Below are 19,211 nucleotides of genomic sequence, written 5' to 3'. Positions count from 1 at the left end.
CGCCGCCATCGCCCGTCGCCGCGCCGATCACCGCGCCGAGTCCGGCGCCGACGCCCGCGCCGGTTGCCGTGCCGCGCTGCACCGAGTTCATGTCGGCGCAGGCACTCAAGGCCAGCACCGCCACCAGGGAAGAAATGGGAAGTGTCTTTTTCATGGATGGGTCCTTGTTGCCAGATTGCTGTTTGGACCCGAAAGAAGAATGCAAGTTCGGCAATTGAAATTGCCTTTGCGCATCAGGAATGCTTGTCAGCCAGAAAGGTCGTTGGCGGCATCTGCCGCGCCGTCAGCATTTTCAGGCTCGCTTTCCTGTCGTCGCCGCAGCAGCCATGTCGCAGCGGCGGCCACCGCTCCCGCCGCGACAGCGCCGCGAAGCCATGGCGTCAGGCGCGTCCGCTTGCCAGCAAGCAGAGGCAGAAATCGCATGGCCAGGGGCAGCAATGTGGCCGCATCGAATCCCGGCGTCCGGCCAGCCTTGCCTCCACGGAAGGCGCCAAGTGCAGTCATGGCGGCTTGTCCCACGATGTTGCGTACGAGGGAATCAGGTTGCAACCCGGCGCGGACGCTTTCCTTGGCCATCAGCGCTTCCGCCCGGTAGACGCGGCCTTCGGCAATCAATTGGCGCTTTCGGTTGGCGGTATTCATGTCGGGGTGGGGATCATGAGGGCACGATCTCACATGAGGGCATCGCGGTCGCCCCGGAGTTCTGCCAGCGTCGCCGGCAACGACAGGCTGTCAGGCGACAGCAGGGAACGCGCGCGCAACAGGATCAGCGCGGCCAGGACGGTGTAGACCACCGCGACCAGCAGCAGGATCTTCCAGCCCATCGCATCCCAGCACAGCGCGACGACCAGCGCGGTCCAGCAAGCCAGTGCGAAGCACAAGGCGATCGTGCCCAGCACGCCGACGATGACCAGGCGCGCCAGGTTGTCGCGGACCTCGCCCATCTCCAGCGCAGCCAGCTCGACGCGACTGACGAAGAGGGCGAAGGCGTTGCGAGCCAGTCCGCTCACGCCATGGACCAGGCCCGGCCTGGCTTCTTGGCCTTGGTTTTCCGGCTGCATGGAAATGGTGGTGACCTTGCGTCGCCGGCTCAGCGGCGCGACATCAGCATGCCGACCAGCAGGCCGACGCCGGCCGCCATGCCGACCGCCTGCCACGGGTTGGCACGCACGTAGTCGTCGGTGGTCTGGGCTGCCGCCTTGCCGCGCTCCAAGGCCATGCCTTGCACTTCCTGGGCTTTCTCCATCGCGGAGTCGAGCAGCACGAGGCCCTTGCTGCGCAGTTCCTCTGCCTTGTCGCCGGAGAGGGTGGAGGCTTCGCGGAACAATTCCTGCGCGTCGCGCACCAGCGTCCGCATGTCGTTCCGAACCGTCTTGATGTTGTTTGTCAGCATGAATATCTCCTTGTCGATTCTCGCGCCCGTGCCTGTACTTGGAAGGCGGACGCATTCATCCCTGTTTGCTGCCTGTCGTGGCATGCGCGCGCACGGCGTCGCGCGGCGCGGTGATGCCGATTTATCTCAGGTAATGGTTGAAATGTAAAGCTTTCGGGTGCAGGCGGCAACGCGCGACACGGACATGGCGCGCCTTTCTTGACGGACATCATCGTCCGCGGGACCGGCCGTCCGCAAACGCCCCCGGTGTCAGGATGCCCGGCCGCGCAATTCCGCGATGCCCTCGAGACTGCCGATGCGTACCATCAGCGGCAGGGCGGCCAATCCCGGCTGGGTGGGACGCCACGCGAACAGCCATTCGCGCTCGCGAGCCTGCAGCACGTCCTTGGAGAAGGCGGAGCCGAGCGGACTCGGCTTGCCATAGGAAATCGCGGCGTCGATGCCCGCCCAGCTCGGTAGCAGGCGCTGCACGGCGCGATGCATGCGTTCGCCGAATTCCTCGGTATCGTGCACGACCAGGCAGCAGTCCGCGCCGGGAAACGCATCGAACAACTGCTCGTCCCAGGCATTTGCCAGGCTCAGGGTCAGGTAGTTGCCGGCCCCCTTGGACGCACGCTGGCCGAAGGGCAGGATCTGGCCACTGGCGGACAGGTCCTGGCTCGCCGGGCGCAGGCGGAACTCCCCGAGCGCGAGCGCACGTTCCAGCCATTCGCGCTTCGAATAGCGGTAGAGAGTAGGCGGGCGATCGCACGCATCGAGGGAGGAGGAGGACGGCGAGGTGTTGCGCGAGGAAGGTTTCATGAATGGAGAAGCTGATGCGACCCCCTCATTAGAACAGAATCGTTCATGCCCTGCCACCGCGCGGACGTGCCGCGTCCCGGCCGCCGGCAACAAAAAAGCGGCCGAAGCCGCTTTCTTGCCGAAGCGATCACGCTCCTTACTTGCCGGTGTTGCCGGTCGAGTTGGAGTTCGTGCCGGCCGGGCTGGCGTTGCCGCCGGTGCTGCCGGTCGAACCGGACATGTCGCTGCTCGAACCCGACGTGCCGGAAGAGGCGGCCGGAGCCTTCTTGGCCTTGCGATGCTTCCTGACCTTCTTCTTCTTCGGCGTGTCGGTGCCGGAAGCGGTGTCACCGCCTGCGCCGGAAGACGTGGTGGCCGACGGTGCGGTGCTGGTGCTGGACGAGGAGCCGGTGCCCGTCGCGCCGCTGGTCGTCGATCCGGTGGAGCCGGTCGCGCCGGTCGCACCCGTGCCGGACGAGGTGGCGCCGGTCGCACCCGATGCGCCGGAAGACGTGCCGCTGTTCGGCGTGGATGCCGAAGTGCCGGTGCCGCCGGCCATGCCGGCGTCGCTGCCCGTGCCCGCGCCGGTGGAGCCCGTCTTGCTCTGGGCCGCCGGGCTGGACGATTTGGTCGGATCGGTCGTCGCCGAGGTGCTGGAGCTCTGGGCGAGCGCGATCGACGAAACCGAGGCGATCAGCACGAACGACAATGATTGGAAAGTGGACTTCAAAGTCATGAGCTACTCCTTTTGTTTTTTAAGGCATTATCGATGCGGCTGCCTGGTTGGTCCTGGTGGGGACATGCCTGCAGTCCGCCAGGAAACCGGACCAGGTTGCGCCGGAAACCGGGGAATGTAACGATCTGGCACCATCAGACCGGCCGCCATGGCAATATGCCGCCACACGGCAATGGCGATCTGACAAGTACGTGTTAGTCAGCCAAAGTCTTGTTAAGATTCCCGCAATTTGTAACAAAAAAACAATTGCAGGATGGGACTGGAGATAACGCAAGCCCGGCCGCGCAAAGACGACAAAGCGGACAGAGAGGAAAAGACGATGACCATCGCCCTGTGGTGCATATTCGCGGCGGGCTTGCTGCCCAACGTGCTGGCGGCGCTGTCCAAGGTTGGACGGCCCTATGACAATGCCCGGCCGCGCGAGGCAATCGAGGGCGGCTGGCAGCGGCGCGCCGACTGGGCGCAGGCCAATGCCTGGGAAGCGTTCGCGCCCTTCGCCGCCGCCGTACTGGTCGCGCACTACGCGCATGCCGCCCAGCACACCGTGGACGCGCTGGCGCTTGCTTTCATCGCCTTTCGCATCGGACACGGCGCGGCTTACATCGGCAACCGGCCCAGCCTGCGCTCCGCATTGTGGCTGGGCGGTTTCGTCTGCGTGGTGGGATTGTATGTGGTTGCCGCGCGAGCCTGACTTTTCCGGCTGGCGCGGTCAGTTTCCTGCGGGTCGGCCCGGCGGGATCAGCTGTCGGCCTGAGGCTGGGCGATGGTGCGCAGCTGGAAGCGTCCGTCGTTGTTGAACAGCCAGGTCTCGGAAATCTCGATTCGCCCGTTCTTCAGCAGATGCGTGGCGGGCTTGGGGAAGGGCGCGGATTTACGCAGGGCCGCCAGCGCCGTCGACTCGGTCTCGCTGTCGCGGTTGCTGCGCAGGATCTCGCTGCGCACCAGGTTGCCGTGGCGGTCCACGACATACTTCACCACGATCACCGAGCGCAGCAAGGCTTGCGGCCTGCCGGCAAAGACGCGCGCGGAATTCGTCTCCGAAATCTGCATCGCGAGGTCGCGCTTGTAGGCTTCATACGATGATGCGTTCGAGTAACTGCGCTGGCTGGCAGCAGGGGAGGAGGGGGAAGCATAGGCGTCGCCCGCGTCACGCGCCTGGCCCGGAGCCGGGGATGACGAAAGCGGGACACGGCTGCCGCAGCCGGCGAGTGCTGCAGCGGCTGCGACAGCCAGCAGGACGAGCATACGTTGAGAAGTCATGGTGGGGCCTGATCGGAAAACGCAGTCACAAGAAGGCGCCGGAAAGCGCCCATGCCAGTTGCCGGCGCGCTCGCTTCGCTCGTGCCCGCCATGCTGCCTAACGTAATGCAGGCGCGAAGCTGCGATGAAGCAACTTTACCATGCGTTACAAGTTATCCAGGCGCAAAAGTGACCAGGACTTCCTGACTTGTCTTAAAGACGCGCCGCGAGCTCCGCGCCTTCGCGGATCGCACGCTTGGCATCCAGTTCGGCCGCCAGCGCTGCGCCGCCGATCAGGTGGTAGCGCGGTCCCGTTCCTTGGTTGTCCTTCGAGTCCGGCGCCTTACCGGAATCCGGCATCAGGTCCCGCAGTGAATCCTGGCCGGCGCAGACGATGATGTTGTCCACCTTCAAGACTTGGGGCTGGCCATCGACTACGATGTGCAGGCCGGCCTCGTCAATCTTTTGGTAATCCACGCCTGCCAGCATCTTGACGCCCTTGCGCTGCAGGGTCGCGCGATGCACCCAGCCGCTGGTCTTGCCCAGCGTGGCCCCTGGCTTGCTCGACTTGCGCTGCAGGAGATAGATTTGACGCACCGGCTTTTCCGGAACGGGCGGACAGAGGCCGCCTGGCGATCCGCCCTCCATGTCGACGCCCCATTCGCCGGCCCAGTGCCCGACCGGGACCGGCAGTGGAATCGCCGGATCGTGCAGCAGGAATTCGCTGACATCGAAGCCGATGCCGCCCGCGCCGATGACGGCCACGCTGCGTCCGACGGGCGCGTCGTTCTTCAGCACGTCGAGATAGGACAGCACGCGCGGATGGTCGATGCCATCGATGCGCGGCATGCGCGGCACGATGCCGGTGGCGACGATGACGTCGTCGAAGCCCTCGGCCAGCAATTCCTCGCGGCTGACGCGGTGATCGAGGCGGACCGTCACCCCGGTCACTTCGAGCAGGCGGCGGAAGTAGCGCAGGGTTTCGGCGAATTCTTCCTTTCCGGGGATGCGCATCGCATAGTTGAACTGGCCGCCGATCCGGCCGCTGGCCTCGAACAGCGTGACGCGGTGCCCGCGCTGCGCTGCCACGGTGGCGGCCGACAAACCCGCCGGGCCGGCGCCGACCACGGCCACGCGGCGCGCCGCCTTCGCCGGCGCGTACACCAGTTCCGTTTCATGGCCGGCGCGCGGATTGACCAGGCAGCTTGCGCGCTTGTTGGCGAAGGTATGGTCGAGGCACGCCTGGTTGCAGGCAATGCAGGTATTGATTTCATCGACCCGGCCTTGCGCCGCCTTGTTGACGAATTCCGGATCGGCCAGGAAGGGCCGCGCCATCGATACCATGTCGGCGTCGCCGCTGGCGAGGATGTCTTCCGCGTCGCCCGGCATGTTGATGCGGTTCGAGGCGGCCACCGGGATGCTCACTTCCTGGCGCAGCCGCGCGGACAGGCTGCGGAAGGCCGCACGCGGCACCGAGGTGACGATGGTGGGTACGCGCGCCTCGTGCCAGCCGATGCCGGTGTTCAGGATGTTGACGCCCGCGCCTTCGAGCGCCTTCGCCACGGCCACCACGTCGTCCCAGCTGTTGCCGCCTTCGACCAGGTCGAGCAGGGAGTGGCGGTACATGATGATGAAGTCGTCGCCGGCCGCTTCCCGCACGCGGCGCACGATCTCGACCGGCAGGCGCATGCGGTTCTCGATGTCGCCGCCCCAGCGGTCGGTGCGCTGGTTGGTGCGGGCGCACAGGAACTGGTTGATCAGGTAGCCTTCGCTGCCCATGATTTCCACGCCGTCGTACCCTGCCTGGCGCGCGAGCCTGGCGCAACGGGCATAGGCCTGGATGGTCTGCTCGATGCCACGCTCGTCGAGCGCCTTCGGCTTGAACTTCGATATCGGCGACTTGACGGCCGAGGCCGACACCACGAAGGGCTGGTAGCCGTAGCGGCCCGCATGCAGGATCTGCATCACGATCTTGCCGCCCTCGGCATGCACCGCGTCCGTCACGATGCGATGGTTGAAGGTGTCGAGCGCATTGTTGAGCGTGCCGCCGAAGGGAAGCAGCCAGCCTTCGCGGTTGGGTGAAATGCCGCCGGTGACCATCAGGCCCACGCCGCCGCGGGCGCGTTCCCGGAAATAAGCCGCCAGCTTCGGGTAGTTGAAGAAGCGGTCCTCCAGGCCGGTGTGCATGGAGCCCATGATGACCCGGTTCTTCAGGCGGGTGAAGCCGAGGTCGAGCGGCGAGAATAGATGCGGAAATGCGGATGTGCCAGCCATGTCTGCCCCCCAGAGGTTTTTCCGGGGAGTCTACTCCAGTGCGTTAGTGGCCTGCCACTAAAATGCGCCGGTCAGCTTGAAGCGCTCGGTCGCGTCCACCAGCGCCGCGGCGATGCCGGGTTCGTAGGCGGCATGGCCGGCATCGTCGATGACCTGCAGGCGCGACTCGGGCCATGCCGCATGCAGGCGGAAGGCGGTTGCGGGCGGGCAGACCGCGTCGTAGCGGCCCTGCACGATGACCGCCGGCAAATGGCGGATGCGGCCGATGTCGCGGATCAGCTGGTCATGGTCGAAGAAGCCGCCGTGGCGGAAGTAATGGGCTTCGAGGCGGCCGACGCCGAGCGCAATCGCGTCCGATCCGAAATCCTCGATCGCCACCGGGTCGGGACGCAGGTAGAGGCAGCTGCCTTCATAGCGTCCCCAGGCGCGCGCCGCCGGCAGGAAAACCTCCGGGTCGTCGGAGAACAGCAGCTTGCAATAGGCCTCGAGGACGTTGCCGCGCTCCTCCGGAGGAAGCATCGACACGAACTGCGCATGCACTTCCGGATAGAACCAGCGCACCCCGTTGAGAAACCAGTCGGTTTCTTCCCGGGTACAGAGGAAGATGCCGCGCAGCACGAAGCCGAGGCAGCGTTCCGGATGCGCTTCGCCATACGCCAGCGACAGCGTCGATCCCCAGGAGCCGCCGAACACCAGCCATTGCTCGATGCCGAGCAGGGTGCGGAGGCGTTCGATGTCTTCGATGAGCAACTGGGTGGTGTTGTTGCGATATTCGCCGAGCGGCGTGGAGCGTCCGGCCCCGCGCTGGTCGAAGATCACGATGCGGTAATGCGCCGGATCGAAGAATTGCCGGTGGCGCGGGGATGCGCCCGATCCCGGTCCGCCATGCAGGAACAGCACAGGCTGGCCGCTCGGATTGCCGCTTTCCTCCCAATACAGGGTGTGGATGTCGTCCACCGGCAGCATGCCGGTGCGGTAGGGTTCGATCGGCGGAAACATGGCTTGCCTCGGCTATGTGGAAAATGACAACCCGCATTGTAGCGAAGCGTCTTGCCGTTCGCTCCATGCGGACGGCGATTCGCGCCGGGTTTCGCGGGATTCGTCGCAATCCGCTCGAGGGCCGGCTGGCCGGCCGGCAGAATGGCTCCATCGACAACCCCTACCGGAGAACATCATGCTGCAGCAGATCGTCGTCAACACCCCCGTCTGGGTCTGGGCCTTGCTCGCTTTCCTGGTGTACCGCGGCGTCCTGGCCAGCATTGACCGCGAGACCAGCCTGAAGAAGGCGTTCATCATTCCCGTCATCATGCTCCTGCTCTCCATCCAGGGCATCGTCTCCGGATTCGGCGACAGCCTGGCGGCCGGGCCGGTGTGGCTGGCCTTCCTTGCCGGCGGCACCATGCTGACCTGGCTGATGGTCGATCCCGGCACGCTGCGGGCCCATCCCGAGCGCGGCATGATCGCTGTACGCGGCAGCTGGACGCCGATGGTGCTGATGCTTGGCATCTTCCTGGTCAAGTACGTGGTGGCGGTGATGCTGGTCATGCATCCCGACCTGCGCCAGCAAGCCGGGTTCGTGGCAGGCGTCTGCGCTTTGTACGGCGTGTTCAACGGCATCTTCATCGGCAAGCTGCTGCGCATCGTGGCGGCCTACCGCGCCGGCGCTGCAGCGTTGCCAGCCTGACGCCAAGCCGGCCGCGGAACCGGAAGTTTTCGCGGGGACTAGCCAAATCGCGGAAAGTCTTGTATAGTTCGAGCCCTTCAGACGTGGTGACAACGTCGCGTGCCGGGCAACCGGCATGATGCAGGTTTCAGGAGTGGTAGTTCAGTCGGTTAGAATACCGGCCTGTCACGCCGGGGGTCGCGGGTTCGAGTCCCGTCCACTCCGCCAAATTGAAAAACGAGCCGAAAGGCTCGTTTTTTTTCGTCCGTAGGGAATGGCTTTGTCATTCCCAATACCTTCTGCCATTCCCGCTACCTTTTGTCATTCCCGCGCAGGCTGGAATCCCATTTCGGTCGTCCAGCGTGGCGCACAATGGGATCCCCGCCTGCGCGGGGATGACAGAGGTAACAGGAAACGATGGAGGTAGAAACAGGGCCGGATGGGGAGACCGGACCAGGAAACTCAAGCCGCCTTCTTCTGCTGCTCCTCGCCGCCCAGCGCTTCCACCAGGTCGCCGATCATCTTGCCCAGTTCCCCGGACATCAGCGCGAAATCCGTATCGAAGCGCTCGTCCTCGTTCTGCATCACCGAGTCTTCCTTTTCCTTGAGCACGTCCAGCGGCGCCACGCGCTTGACGGTCATCGACTCGGTCAGCACGAAGGACACGCGATCCGCCCAGGTCATGGCGAGGCGGGTGCATTGCTTGCCGGCGGCGATGTGGCGGCGCACGTCGTCGGCCTCGATGGTGTGGCGCACGTAGCGCACCGTCGCCTTGCCTTCGCCGGTGGCGCGCAGTTCGGTGTCCTGGTCGACGGTGAATCCGCCGGGCGCTTCGTCCGCGGCCAGCCAGTCGGTCATCGCCGACAGCGGCGCGCGTTCCGTGCGCAGCACGCCGAAGGGCAGCGTCTCCAGCGACTTCAACAAGATCTTGAACACCTCGTCGGCCTTGGACGCGCTGGCGGCATCGACCACCATCCAGCCGTTGACCGGATCGATCCAGACGCGCGTGCTGCGCTGGATTGAAAACGCGCGCGGCAGCAGCTCGTCGGTGACCTGTTCCTTGATTTCCTTCATCTGCTTCTTGCCGGGCTTGAAGCCTTGCTGCTCTTCGAGTTCGGCGGCGCGCGCCTTGCTGACCTGGTTGATCACGCTGGCGGGCAGCAGCTTCTTCTCGGTCGCGAGCTGCAGCAGGATCTGGCGGTTCACGACATGCACCAGCATGCCGTTGCCGCGCGGCGAAACCCATCCCTGGCTTTGCATGTCGCCGGTGGAGCAGGGCGCGAACGCCTGCTTCGTCAGGTCGCGTTCAAGTTGTTCGGACGTCAGGGTCCATGGTGCGGTGAGGCGGTAGATCTGGAGATTCTTGAACCACATGGCAGGAAGTGTCAGGAAGCCGGAACGGTTCCTTGATGGTGAAAAGAGGCGCCATTCTACACGCCGAAAACAGGCGAGTCAGTTGCGTTTACGTCACTTGCGCATCATGCGAAAACCCTGCATCGTTAGCGAGTTTTTCCGCATCGCCTTCCCCCTTTTCTTCCGTCGCGACGACGGCCTCGTCAACGAACAGGCCAAGCTGGGAAAGGTCTTCGTCCTCGTTGAGCCGCACGCCGACGCCGAGCAGCCGCACCGGCCGGTTGCCGCGCTGGAAGCCGGTTTCCAGCAGCTTGCGGCATTGCGCTTCGTCGATGGCCGATGCCACGCATTCCGCCGTCGTGCGCCGGAAATCATCGAAGCGGATCTTCACGTAGAGCTTGTGGATGAAGCGCTCGGCGTCAACCCGGCGCACACGCTGCGCCAGCAAGCCGATCAGCGGCGTCAGCTCGCGCTGGCAGGCATCGATGTCGCGCAGGTCGGTGACATAGGTTTCCTCGACGCTCACCGATTTCCTTTCCTGGCTGGGGCTGACCTCGCGCCCGTCGATGCCGCGGGAAAGGCCGTAAAGCCTGCCGCCGAACTTCCCGAAATGCCGCTGCAGGTCGACGATGCTCCATGCACGCAGGTCGGCGCAGGTATGCGCGCCCAGGCGGTTGAGCTTGGCGGCCGTGACCTTGCCCACGCCGAACAGCTTGTCGACCGGCAGGCGCGCGACGAACTCGTCCACCTCCTGCGGCCGGATGACGTACTGGCCGTCCGGCTTGTTCCAGTCGCTTGCGATCTTGGCAAGGAATTTGTTCGGCGCCACGCCGGCGGAAGCGGTGATGCCCACGGTGGCGGCGATACGGGCGCGGATGTCCTGCGCGATCAGCGTGCCGCTGCCCTTGAAGTGGCCGGATTCGGTGACATCGAGGTACGCCTCGTCGAGCGAAAGCGGTTCGACGAGCTCGGTATAGTCGCGGTAGATGGCAAGGATCTGCCTGGAGGCGGCGCGGTATTTTTCCATGGCCGGCGGCAGCACGATCAGGCCGGGGCAGCGCTGGATGGCCTGCGACATCGCCATCGCGGAGCGCAAGCCATACTTGCGCGCTTCATAGTTGCAGGTGGCGACCACGCCGCGCTGGTCGGGTCGACCTCCCACCGCCAGCGGACGGCCGCGCAGCGAAGGATCGTCGCGCATCTCGACCGCCGCGTAGAAGCAGTCGCAATCGCAATGGATGATCTTTCTGACAGGGGGCGTATTCACTGCTGCCGGCAACGATGGGATTGCTGGACATTGTAGCGGGATTGCCGCCGCCGCCCCGCATGCGGCACGTAAAACCGGCGAATGCGGCGCACAAAGCAAAACCGGCCAGCCCGGTTGCCCGGACTGGCCGATTGAAGGGAATGGTCAGTCAGCCTGGATCAGCGGCCCGACGACGTCGGCGGAGCGGCGGTGGCGGCGTCGTTGTTGCGCTCGATGCTGCCGACCGCGCCGGATGACTTGAATTCCTGGTTGGCTGCCTTCTTGGCATCCTTGTACTCGCTCTTGGCTTCCTTCTTCGCAGCCTTGTATTCAGCCTTGGCGTCCTTGCGCTCCATGCGGCGGCGCACGTACGGGTCGTTAGACGGTGCGCCCGGGTTGCTTGCCGACGGCTGGGTCACGGCGCCGGTTGCCGGCGTGGTCACGACCGCGGCGGGCGTGGCCGAACCGGTGGCGCTGGTGCCGGTGGCGGAGGTGGTCGACGGCATGGTGGCGGTGGAGCCGGTAGCGCCGGTCATGCCGGTGGATCCGGTCGTGCCGGTGGTGGCGCCCGTGGTGCCGGACGAGGTGCTCATGCCGCTGCTACCCGTGGTGCCGCTGGTCGACGGCATGGTGGAGGCGCCGGTCGAGGTGCCTGCGGCGGCGCCGCTCACGCCGGTCGCGGTGGTGCTTGAGGTTCCCGAGGTACCCGATGCGCCGCTGGTGGTATCTGTGGTTGCCGGTGCTACCGGCGTTGCCGCGCTCGGCGTCGTCGTCATGGTCGACGTCGAGCTGGGCGACGACGTGGTGTCGCTGGAAGTGGTGGATTGCGCCTGGGCGACGTTCGCCAGGGCAACCGCGGCCGAAGCGATCAACAGTTTCTGAAGCAGTCTGGACATGATGACTCCTGTTTGAGTGAAAAGGAAAGATGGCATTGCGCGCAAGCAGGATGATGCTGGCGCATGACGTGCCTCGTTGATGAACTGACAAGCCATGGAATCGGAAAGTTCATGAAGCCTTTCCCGCAAGACAGGCGCATGCGTAACAAATCGTTTCGCAGGCCGGCTTGCACGGATGGCAGCTTTTGCATCGGCAATGGACAATTTACAGCGTGTCCCCGCCGTGCCGGGCGGATGGCTCCGGCGCGCCCTGCGGCGGTGCCCAGCAAACTCCCCGGCAAGGTCACGATGACCCATATGGCATGACGAAGCGGCATGCTTATTGCACCCTTGGTGAACCGCCCGCTTCCGGGCATTCCCACCAGGAGTTCATCATGGCAACAAGCACACTCGATCCCGACAACATGCCCACGCCCGACCGGCGCCTGGGCACGGGCCACGGCACCAGCGCGCTTGGCCCGAGCGACATTTCCGATTCCGGCAGCGACGTCCAGGGCGGACTGCGTTCGGCGGACGAGAATGACATCGGCCTCGACAAGGGCACCACCGACGATCCCGACAGCGCGCCGCGCGACATGAGCGCCGGACCGGACATCGGCGACGCCGGCCTCGACAGCGACACCGACTCGATGGGTTCCGGCGAGCGCGCCACGGCGGGACGCGACGCCGACTTCGAGGCGGGCAGCGACATCGATGTCGACCGCATCGACCGCATCAGCGATCTCGACGAACTCGACCTCGACGAACTGGAACATCCCGACGGCCCGGTGCGCGAGATCCGTACCGACCAGCATCCCGGCCGGGACCGTCCGTCCAAGGGGCGCTGAACGCATGGAGCCACTGGATTGCCTCATTATCGGCGCCGGCGCGGCCGGCCTGAGCGCGGCCACCTACCTGGCGCGCTACCGGCGCCGCATCGCGCTCGTCGATGCCAACGAAAGCAGGCTGGAATGGATTCCCACCTCGCATAACTGCCCGGCCTTCGCGGATGGCATTCCAGGTCCGGAGCTGCGTGCCCGCCTTGTCGCGCAATGCAGCAACTATGGCGTCGAGGTCGCGCGCGGCGTGGTGCAGCAGCTCGATCCGATGGAGGGCGGCGGCTTCCTCGCGCAAACCGACGCCGGAGAGGTGACGGCGCGCACCGTGCTGCTGGCAACCGGCGTGATCGACGTCGCGCCGCCGTTTCCGGAAGTGCGGGAAGCCATCGCGCAGGGCTGCGTGCGATATTGCCCGGTGTGCGACGGCTACGAGGCGATCGGGCGCAAGGTGGCCGTCATCGGCCGCGGCGACAGCGGCGTCGGCGAAGCCCTCTTCATCCGCCATTTCTCGGACGACGTCAGCCTGCTTTCCATTGACGCGCCGCTGACGGTCGATGCCGGCCAGGCCATGCGCCTGCGCGAACACGGCGTGCGCCAGGTGACCGCGCCGGTGAAGGCGGTCGAGTTCGATGCGCGTGCCAGGATGATGCATGCCATCCTGCACGACGGGACGCGGGAAAGCGCGGATGTCTTCTACATGGCGCTGGGCACGCTGGTCAATTCCGGGCTGGCGCAACGCCTCGGCGCGCGCTGCAGCGACGGCGGCGAACTGGTGGTCGACGACCACCAGCAAACCTCGATCGACGGGTTGTATGCGGCGGGCGACGTGGTCGCGGGGCTGAACCAGATCGCGGTGGCGCTCGGCCATGCCGCGATCGCCGCCACCGCCATCCACAACCGGCTCAATGCCTGGCGCGACGAAAGCGCGCCGGGCTGATCAGACCGAGCGCCGGTCGACGCGGGAAAAGCTGCCGCCGCTCAGCGATACCCGCAGGTCGCCCTGCAGTCCGGTGTTGCGCGAATACAGCATGAGCGCGTAGTCCTTCAGTTCTTCCTCGTGCTCTTGCTCGCTCATGTCGGCCCAGGGTTTTCCCTGGTGATGGGCGATGACTTCTTCGAGGGAAAACTCGACGGAGCTCTCCACGCCCTCGCCGACGATGCTTGCCTTGATGCCTTCCATGCCTGCTCCTCGTTGACTGGTTGATCAGGTCGAACGTGAAGCGAAAGGCATGCCGGGGCACCCGGGTCTGTTTCTCCATCGCGTCGCCGCGCATGTGCAATAAATTGTTTCTCGCTGGGAACAAAGTCCGATCGGAAACGTCTACGACCAGCAGAACTTTTCAACACCTTGATGAGCGGGTAGACACATGAAGTGGTATTACGAATGGAGACTGAAACGGGTGCGGTTGCAGATCGCTATCCTTGAACAGACGACAACGGCGCGCCTGGTGGAAGACTACACCGGCAGGTCGCGCCTGCGCGTCCTGCAGCGGATGGCGGAAAGCCTCGAGCGCCGCCTCAGCCGCACGCCGGTGGCGGTGCCGATCACCTCGCCGGCCAAGCCCGCCGAGCAGCTGGCTGCCGACTCCTAACCGGCCCGCGGCAAGCCGGGAAGCGGTCGCCATGCCGGCCGCTTCCCGTCGCGTTCCCGCCACTCTTTTCCTTCCTCCCTGGCCAGCGGCTTGCTCAAAGGCAACCCGCTGGCTTATCGTATCCGGCAGGGAGAAACCATGACACGCAGAATCCGCTGCCGGAACGCGGCGCCAAGGCAGCTCATTGCCGCCGCCTTCCTGCTGGCCGCAAGCACGGCCGCGCCGGCGCAGGAAACCAAGATCTACCGTTCCTACGACGCCTCCGGCAACGTGCCGACCTTTTCCGACCGCCCCATCAACCGCAGCTCGCATGTGTTCGCGGTGTTCGACGGCACGCGCCTGTGGCCGCGCTCCGGCGGCGGGCCGGTCAGCCTGCCGCAACTCGCGGCGCGGCGCAAGGCGCTCGAGCCGCTGGTGCGGCGCGCGGCCTCCGCGCACGGCCTGCATGCCGGACTGCTGCAAGCCATCATCGAGGTCGAGTCGGGATTCAATGCCAACGCGCGCTCGCCCAAGGGCGCCATCGGCCTCATGCAAGTCATGCCGGCCACCGCGGCGCGCTACGGCGACGTCGACCTGTACTCGGCCGAGCAGAACGTCGACGTCGGCGCGCGCTACCTGCGCGATCTCGTCACCCTGTTCAAGGGAGACATCCGCCTCGCGGTCGCCGCCTACAACGCCGGCGAAAACGCCGTCATCCGCAACGGCCACCGCATTCCCGCCTATGCCGAGACCATGCGCTACGTGCCCATGGTCATGGAACGCTACGACCGATACAGGTCGCAGCTGCAATGACGATCTCTGGCCGTCATTTGCGCAGGGCCGTGGGCGTGGCGCCGAATTCGCGCTTCATCAGCTTGCGCAGCGCCGTGCCATCCTGGTAGCCGACCTCTTCCGCGATGCGGTCGATGGACAGCGGCGTGGTTTCCACCAGGTGCGCCGCGCGCATCAGGCGGCGGCGCTGGATCAGCTTGACGGGCGAGATGCCGCTGGCCGCCTCCACGCGCCGCGCCAGGGTCTTGGGCGATACCGCAAGCGCCGAGGCCAGCCGCGCCACGGTGAGCGGCTCCGACAGGTGGGCGTCGATCCAGCGTTCGGCGGCGACCACCGTGGGATCGACATCCTTGGCATGGGTCGGCATCATGTACCGCGCCTGCGATGGCCGCTGGTCGATCAGCAGGTAGCGCGACACGAGGTGCGCCACCTTCACGCCCATCGTGTCCGCCACCACGGCCAGCGACAGGTCGAGCTGCGAAAAGGCCGAGCCCGCCGTCAGGTAAGGCCCGTCGCTGACCAGCATGCGCGTTTCATCGAGCTTCACCCCGGGATGGAGCCGGCGGAAGAGATGCGCCAGCCACCACGTCATCGTCGCCGAGCGGCCTTCCAGCAGGCCGGCGCGCGCCAGCAGGAACACCGAGGAACACGAGACCGCGACGCGGGTATGGGCGGTGTCGAGTCCCGCAAGCCATGCCGCCAGCGCCATGGCATCGGGCCTGGAAAAGCGTTCCTCGATGGCTTCCTCGTTGAGCAGGCCGCCCGCCGTGACGACGACCCAGTCCGGCCGCGGCATCTTTTCCGGCAAGTCCCGCAGGCGCAGGTCGGGCGTCAGGCTCAGCCCCGACGCGGTTCGGATGGTCTTGCCCTGGCCCACCGTCAGGATCTGCACCTTGCCGCCGGCGCGGGAATGCGCGAGGAAAGCCGCGCCGGCCTTCAGCGTGTCCAGGGTGATTGCCAGGCTGGAGTCCATGAGGCCGTCGAAGGCCGCGACGAGGATGGTTTTCATGTGTCCATTTTGGCATGAACATGGCCGGAACGGTCAGGCCGGAAAAATCCTTGCGAATGCCCGATTGTCACACCTCGCCCGAGGCGCTATAATTGCGGCCCTCGCGCGGCTGTAGCTCAGCTGGATAGAGTACTTGGCTACGAACCAAGGGGTCGTGGGTTCGATTCCTGCCAGCCGCGCCACTTTTCTTCTCATCGCTTTCCTTTTCTTCCACTTTCGTCCGCCGCCCTCATTCCTGCGGCGTCGCGGCCATGCCGTCCACCGGGCGCCGGTTTCGCCGAAGCACCAGCACCAAAGGCAGCATCAGCACGAAGCTCCAGGTGATCAGCTTGAAGACGTCGAGCATCGCGGTCACTTCCGCCTGCTGGGCAACCTGGGCGGCGATGAGCGCGATCGCCTTGGGATCGGTCGGCGACAAGTGCAGCGAACGCAGGTACTCGGTGAGCGCCGGGTTGTAGCGCTGCACGTGGCCGCCAAGTTCGTTCCATACCACCTGGCTCTGGCGCGAGAGCAGGGTGGTGATGACGGAAATGCCCACCGCCGAGCCCATGGTGCGCACCAGGCTGTAGAGGCCGGCGGCTTCCGCCATGCGCGCGCGGTCCAGCGTGGCATAGGCCACCGTTGACAGCGGCACGAAGATAAGGCCTAAGCCGAGTCCCTGCAGCATCGCCGGCCAGATGATCCAGAAGGTGTTGATGTCCAGCGAATAGCGCGTCATCGCCCACGAGCCGGCGGCGCTCAGCATCATGCCGGTCGCGACCAGGTAGCGCGGGTCGGTGCGGCCCACCATGCGGCCGACGACCATCATGCTGACCGCCGTGGCGATGCCGCGCGGCGCCATCACCAGGCCGGTGGTGACGATCGGATAGCCGAGCAGGCCTTCGAGCAGGATGGGCTGGATCACCATGCCGCCGTACATGCCCAGGCCGAGCGCGGCCATCACCAGGCAAGCCATGCCGAAGTTGCGATCCTTGAAGATGCGGATGTCGAACAGCGCCCGTCCCGGGTAGCGCAGGCTGTACCAGGCGAACGCCAGCGTACCGCCCGCGCCGAGCACCGTCGCGGCAACGATGTCCTTGCCGGCGAACCAATCCTGCTGGTTGCCGCGGTCCAGCGCGTATTGCAGGCCGGCGATGCCGACCGCGAGCAAGGACAGGCCGGTCCAGTCCATGCGGCGTTCGCGGCGCTCGGTCTCCGGCACGAACTGCGACGCCAGGAACCACGACAGCGCGCCCACCGGCACGTTGATGTAGAAGGTCCAGCGCCAGCTCGCGATCTCGGTTAGCCAGCCGCCCAGCGTCGGCCCCAGCACCGGGCCGACCATCACGCCCAGGCCCCAGATCGCCATGGCCTTGCCGCGCTCGTCGGGCGGATAGGCGTCGCCCATGATGGCCTGCGACAGCGGCACCAGGGCCGCGCCGAAGACGCCCTGCAGCAGGCGGAAGGCGACGATCTGCCCGACGTTCATCGCCACGCCGCACAGCGCCGACGCCGCCACGAAGCCGGCGATGCAGACCAGAAGATATCGTTTGCGCCCCAGCACGTCAGAGAAGTATCCGGTCAGCGGCATGAAAATGGCCGACGAGACGAGGTAGCTGGTCAGAACCCAGCTGATCTGATCGGAAGTGGCGCCAAGCTCGCCCTGCATGTGCGGCAGGGCGACGTTGACGATGGTGGTGTCGAGGACCTGGATGAGTGTGGCCGACATCACGGCCAGGGTGATGAAGAGGCGGGAGCTGCGTTGGGCGGCGGGCATCGGCGTCCTGCTCGGCGGATTCAGGGAATGCCGCGTTGCGCGGGCGGAATCACCGCCACCAGCACGCTGCAGGTCAAGCGGTCGAGCAGGGTGGCGTCCTCGCCGTCGCTCCACCAGCGCGCCAGACGGCTGCGCTGCTGGTGCGCCACCACGATCAGGTCGGGCGCCAGGGCGTGGGCGGCGGCAACGATTTCCTCGACGGCATTGCCGACTGCGATGCGGCCCTCGGCGGCGATGCCGCGTTCCCGCAGCCACCCCACGCCTTCTTCCAGCACGGCGCGGGCGGCTGCATCCTGGTGCGTGAACCAGGATTCGGTATAGCCCTCCGGAACCACCGGATGCAGACCGGGCCTCAAAATTGCCAGCAAGGTGGTCTGCGCCTGCATGGCCTGCGCCACTTCGGCGCCTTCGCGCAGCGCATTGCGGCCCTCGACCGAGCCGTCGTAGCACAGGAGGATGGAACGGTACATGATGGACTCACCGGCCCGAGGTGGCGGATTCACCGCTGCGCAGGCTCACCTTCACGCTCGCGGTGGTGCCGACCCGCAACGGATAGCGCGGGTCCGGGTCGGTGATGCGCACCCGCACCGGGACACGCTGCGTCACCTTCACCCAGTTGCCCGTCGCGTTCTGAGGCGGCAGCAGGGAAAACGCCGTGCCGCTGCCGCTGCTCAGGCTTTCCACCACGCCATGGAAGGTCTTGCCGGGATACATGTCCACCTCGACGCTGGCCTGCTCGCCCGGGCGGATCTGCTGGGTCTCGGTTTCCTTGAAGTTGGCGTCCACCCAGTAATGGTCGTTGTTGACGACCACGAACAGCGGCACCCCGGGCTGGACGATTTCACCGGGGCGCAGGTTCATGTTGGTAACCACGCCGTCTGCCGGCGCGGCGACGTGGGTGCGCTTGAGATCGAGTTCGGCCTGTTCGATCGCCGCCTGCGCCACCTGCACGTTGGCATTGTCGCTGCCGGTCTGGCCCAGGGCGCTGCGGGCCTGTTCGAGGTTGGCTTGCGCCGCGTGCAGCGTGGCCGTCGCGGTGGCGACCTGGGTAGCAGCGGCTTCGCCTCCCTGTTCCGACAGGAAGCCCTGTTTCTTGAGGCGCTCGGTACGCTGGAAGTTCGCTTGCGCATTGCGCAGTTCCGCCTCGCGCTGCGCCACCTGGGCCTCGGCGGCGGCGATCGCCGCGTTCTGCTGCGACACGGACTGCGTGGCGAGCTGCAGCTGGGCGCGGGCCTTTTCGAGGGCAACCTCGTACGATCGCGGGTCGATGTCGAAAAGGGGTTGTCCTGCCTTCACGACCTGGTTTTCGGCGGCATGGATCTTCAGGACCGGGCCCGACACGAGCGCCGCGATTTCCGCGCGGTCGGTGTTGACGTAGGCGTTTTCCGTCGAGGCATAAGCCCGACTGTCGGCCCAGTAGCGGAAGCCGAAGAAGGCGGCGATGGCGATGATGAGGGCGAGCAGCAGCCAGCGCACCGGCTTGCGGGAAAAGGGGCGCTGGCGCGCGTTCTCGGGGCGCGCCGGCTGGTCTGGAAGTACGGCTGCCATGGTTTCGTTTCTTTGTCGTCAACTTTGAGACAAGAGGCCGGCCCGATTTGTTTCATCCTTCATGCACGTTATGTCAGGCGACGCACGCTTGGATGAGGTCGCTCATGAATTAACATCGCAGGAAACAATAGGCTTGA

General features: G+C 65.8%; 23 protein-coding genes, 2 tRNA genes and 1 pseudogene. 9 read left to right on the top strand and 17 right to left on the bottom strand.

The window, feature by feature from the left end:
* From G3574_RS29000 to G3574_RS19650, 6 genes and pseudogenes are all read right to left on the bottom strand, one after another.
* Nucleotides 1–154 (bottom strand): annotated as a pseudogene (locus G3574_RS29000) (OmpA family protein); the annotation flags it as partial.
* A gap of 92 nt (nt 155–246) precedes the next feature.
* On the bottom strand, nt 247–576 hold the full coding sequence (locus G3574_RS19670) for a hypothetical protein (RefSeq protein ID WP_163967067.1): 330 nt from the start codon (nt 574–576) through the stop codon (nt 247–249).
* 95 nt (nt 577–671) lie between these two features.
* Nucleotides 672–1,061, bottom strand: a complete 390-nt coding sequence (locus tag G3574_RS19665) for a phage holin family protein (protein ID WP_163967065.1) — start codon at nt 1,059–1,061, stop codon at nt 672–674.
* Nucleotides 1,062–1,090: 29 nt separating this feature from the next.
* Nucleotides 1,091–1,393 carry a DUF883 family protein gene (locus tag G3574_RS19660; RefSeq protein ID WP_163967063.1) on the bottom strand — a complete coding sequence of 101 codons (303 nt, stop codon included), beginning with the start codon at nt 1,391–1,393 and terminating at the stop codon, nt 1,091–1,093.
* Nucleotides 1,394–1,642: 249 nt separating this feature from the next.
* Entirely contained in the window at nt 1,643–2,194 is a 552-nt protein-coding gene (locus G3574_RS19655) for a hypothetical protein (RefSeq protein ID WP_163967061.1), read from the bottom strand.
* 136 nt (nt 2,195–2,330) lie between these two features.
* Nucleotides 2,331–2,909, bottom strand: a complete 579-nt coding sequence (locus tag G3574_RS19650; RefSeq protein ID WP_163967058.1) for a hypothetical protein — start codon at nt 2,907–2,909, stop codon at nt 2,331–2,333.
* A 319-nt stretch (nt 2,910–3,228) separates the two neighbouring features.
* Between G3574_RS19650 and G3574_RS19645 the strand changes: the two genes are divergently transcribed.
* A complete protein-coding gene (locus G3574_RS19645; RefSeq protein WP_163967056.1) occupies nt 3,229–3,600 on the top strand; it encodes an MAPEG family protein in 372 nt (123 codons plus the stop codon).
* A gap of 47 nt (nt 3,601–3,647) precedes the next feature.
* Here the strand turns inward: G3574_RS19645 and G3574_RS19640 are convergent, their stop codons facing one another.
* From G3574_RS19640 to pip, 3 genes are all read right to left on the bottom strand, one after another.
* Nucleotides 3,648–4,169 (bottom strand): energy transducer TonB family protein, encoded by a 522-nt coding sequence (locus tag G3574_RS19640; protein ID WP_163967054.1) that lies wholly within the window; start codon nt 4,167–4,169, stop codon nt 3,648–3,650.
* A 192-nt stretch (nt 4,170–4,361) separates the two neighbouring features.
* Nucleotides 4,362–6,422 carry an NADPH-dependent 2,4-dienoyl-CoA reductase gene (locus G3574_RS19635; protein ID WP_163967052.1) on the bottom strand — a complete coding sequence of 687 codons (2,061 nt, stop codon included), beginning with the start codon at nt 6,420–6,422 and terminating at the stop codon, nt 4,362–4,364.
* Nucleotides 6,423–6,479: 57 nt separating this feature from the next.
* Nucleotides 6,480–7,421 (bottom strand): prolyl aminopeptidase, encoded by a 942-nt coding sequence (gene pip, locus G3574_RS19630; RefSeq protein ID WP_163967050.1) that lies wholly within the window; start codon nt 7,419–7,421, stop codon nt 6,480–6,482.
* Nucleotides 7,422–7,596: 175 nt separating this feature from the next.
* Between pip and G3574_RS19625 the strand changes: the two genes are divergently transcribed.
* Entirely contained in the window at nt 7,597–8,106 is a 510-nt protein-coding gene (locus G3574_RS19625) for a DUF6622 family protein (RefSeq protein ID WP_163967048.1), read from the top strand.
* Nucleotides 8,107–8,236: 130 nt separating this feature from the next.
* A tRNA-Asp gene (locus G3574_RS19620) sits at nt 8,237–8,313 on the top strand.
* Between the two features lie 234 nt (nt 8,314–8,547).
* On the opposite strand, the gene G3574_RS19615 is transcribed toward G3574_RS19620, so the two are convergent.
* From G3574_RS19615 to G3574_RS19605, 3 genes are all read right to left on the bottom strand, one after another.
* Entirely contained in the window at nt 8,548–9,459 is a 912-nt protein-coding gene (locus G3574_RS19615) for a recombination-associated protein RdgC (RefSeq protein WP_163967046.1), read from the bottom strand.
* A gap of 88 nt (nt 9,460–9,547) precedes the next feature.
* Nucleotides 9,548–10,705: a DNA polymerase IV gene (gene dinB / locus G3574_RS19610; RefSeq protein WP_163967044.1), complete on the bottom strand. Its 1,158-nt coding sequence runs from the start codon at nt 10,703–10,705 to the stop codon at nt 9,548–9,550.
* A 158-nt stretch (nt 10,706–10,863) separates the two neighbouring features.
* Nucleotides 10,864–11,277 (bottom strand): hypothetical protein, encoded by a 414-nt coding sequence (locus tag G3574_RS19605; protein ID WP_163967034.1) that lies wholly within the window; start codon nt 11,275–11,277, stop codon nt 10,864–10,866.
* On the opposite strand from G3574_RS19605, the gene G3574_RS19600 reads away from it, so the two are divergent.
* From G3574_RS19600 to G3574_RS19590, 3 genes are all read left to right on the top strand, one after another.
* A complete protein-coding gene (locus G3574_RS19600; protein ID WP_163967032.1) occupies nt 11,276–11,566 on the top strand; it encodes a hypothetical protein in 291 nt (96 codons plus the stop codon). The two genes, G3574_RS19605 and G3574_RS19600, sit on opposite strands and share 2 nt — an antisense overlap.
* Before the next feature lie 388 nt (nt 11,567–11,954).
* Entirely contained in the window at nt 11,955–12,407 is a 453-nt protein-coding gene (locus tag G3574_RS19595; protein ID WP_205609851.1) for a hypothetical protein, read from the top strand.
* A 4-nt stretch (nt 12,408–12,411) separates the two neighbouring features.
* Nucleotides 12,412–13,335, top strand: coding sequence for an NAD(P)/FAD-dependent oxidoreductase (locus G3574_RS19590; RefSeq protein WP_163967013.1), 924 nt, complete (start codon nt 12,412–12,414; stop codon nt 13,333–13,335).
* Here G3574_RS19590 and G3574_RS19585 read toward each other — a convergent pair whose 3' ends face one another.
* Entirely contained in the window at nt 13,336–13,578 is a 243-nt protein-coding gene (locus G3574_RS19585) for a hypothetical protein (RefSeq protein WP_163967011.1), read from the bottom strand. It abuts the gene before it with no gap.
* 187 nt (nt 13,579–13,765) lie between these two features.
* Between G3574_RS19585 and G3574_RS19580 the strand changes: the two genes are divergently transcribed.
* Entirely contained in the window at nt 13,766–13,990 is a 225-nt protein-coding gene (locus G3574_RS19580) for a hypothetical protein (protein WP_163967009.1), read from the top strand.
* 138 nt (nt 13,991–14,128) lie between these two features.
* Nucleotides 14,129–14,782, top strand: a complete 654-nt coding sequence (locus G3574_RS19575) for a lytic transglycosylase domain-containing protein (RefSeq protein ID WP_163967008.1) — start codon at nt 14,129–14,131, stop codon at nt 14,780–14,782.
* Between the two features lie 13 nt (nt 14,783–14,795).
* Here the strand turns inward: G3574_RS19575 and G3574_RS19570 are convergent, their stop codons facing one another.
* A complete protein-coding gene (locus G3574_RS19570) occupies nt 14,796–15,770 on the bottom strand; it encodes a GlxA family transcriptional regulator (RefSeq protein WP_163967006.1) in 975 nt (324 codons plus the stop codon).
* Between the two features lie 105 nt (nt 15,771–15,875).
* Here G3574_RS19570 and G3574_RS19565 point away from each other — a divergent pair.
* Nucleotides 15,876–15,952, top strand: a tRNA-Arg gene (locus G3574_RS19565).
* Nucleotides 15,953–15,999: 47 nt separating this feature from the next.
* On the opposite strand, the gene G3574_RS19560 is transcribed toward G3574_RS19565, so the two are convergent.
* The 3 genes from G3574_RS19560 to G3574_RS19550 are packed head-to-tail and all read right to left on the bottom strand — an operon-like array spanning nt 16,000 to nt 19,074.
* Complete coding sequence (locus G3574_RS19560) at nt 16,000–17,526, bottom strand: DHA2 family efflux MFS transporter permease subunit (RefSeq protein ID WP_163967005.1); 1,527 nt, start codon at nt 17,524–17,526, stop codon at nt 16,000–16,002.
* Between the two features lie 20 nt (nt 17,527–17,546).
* A complete protein-coding gene (locus G3574_RS19555) occupies nt 17,547–17,996 on the bottom strand; it encodes a universal stress protein (protein ID WP_163967003.1) in 450 nt (149 codons plus the stop codon).
* Nucleotides 17,997–18,003: 7 nt separating this feature from the next.
* On the bottom strand, nt 18,004–19,074 hold the full coding sequence (locus G3574_RS19550) for an HlyD family secretion protein (protein ID WP_163967000.1): 1,071 nt from the start codon (nt 19,072–19,074) through the stop codon (nt 18,004–18,006).
* Between the last annotated feature and the right edge of the window lie 137 nt (nt 19,075–19,211).

The organism is Noviherbaspirillum galbum (assembly GCF_010974945.1).
Classification (GTDB): domain Bacteria; phylum Pseudomonadota; class Gammaproteobacteria; order Burkholderiales; family Burkholderiaceae_D; genus Noviherbaspirillum; species Noviherbaspirillum galbum.
This window is presented reverse-complemented; position numbering and strand designations above follow the sequence as displayed.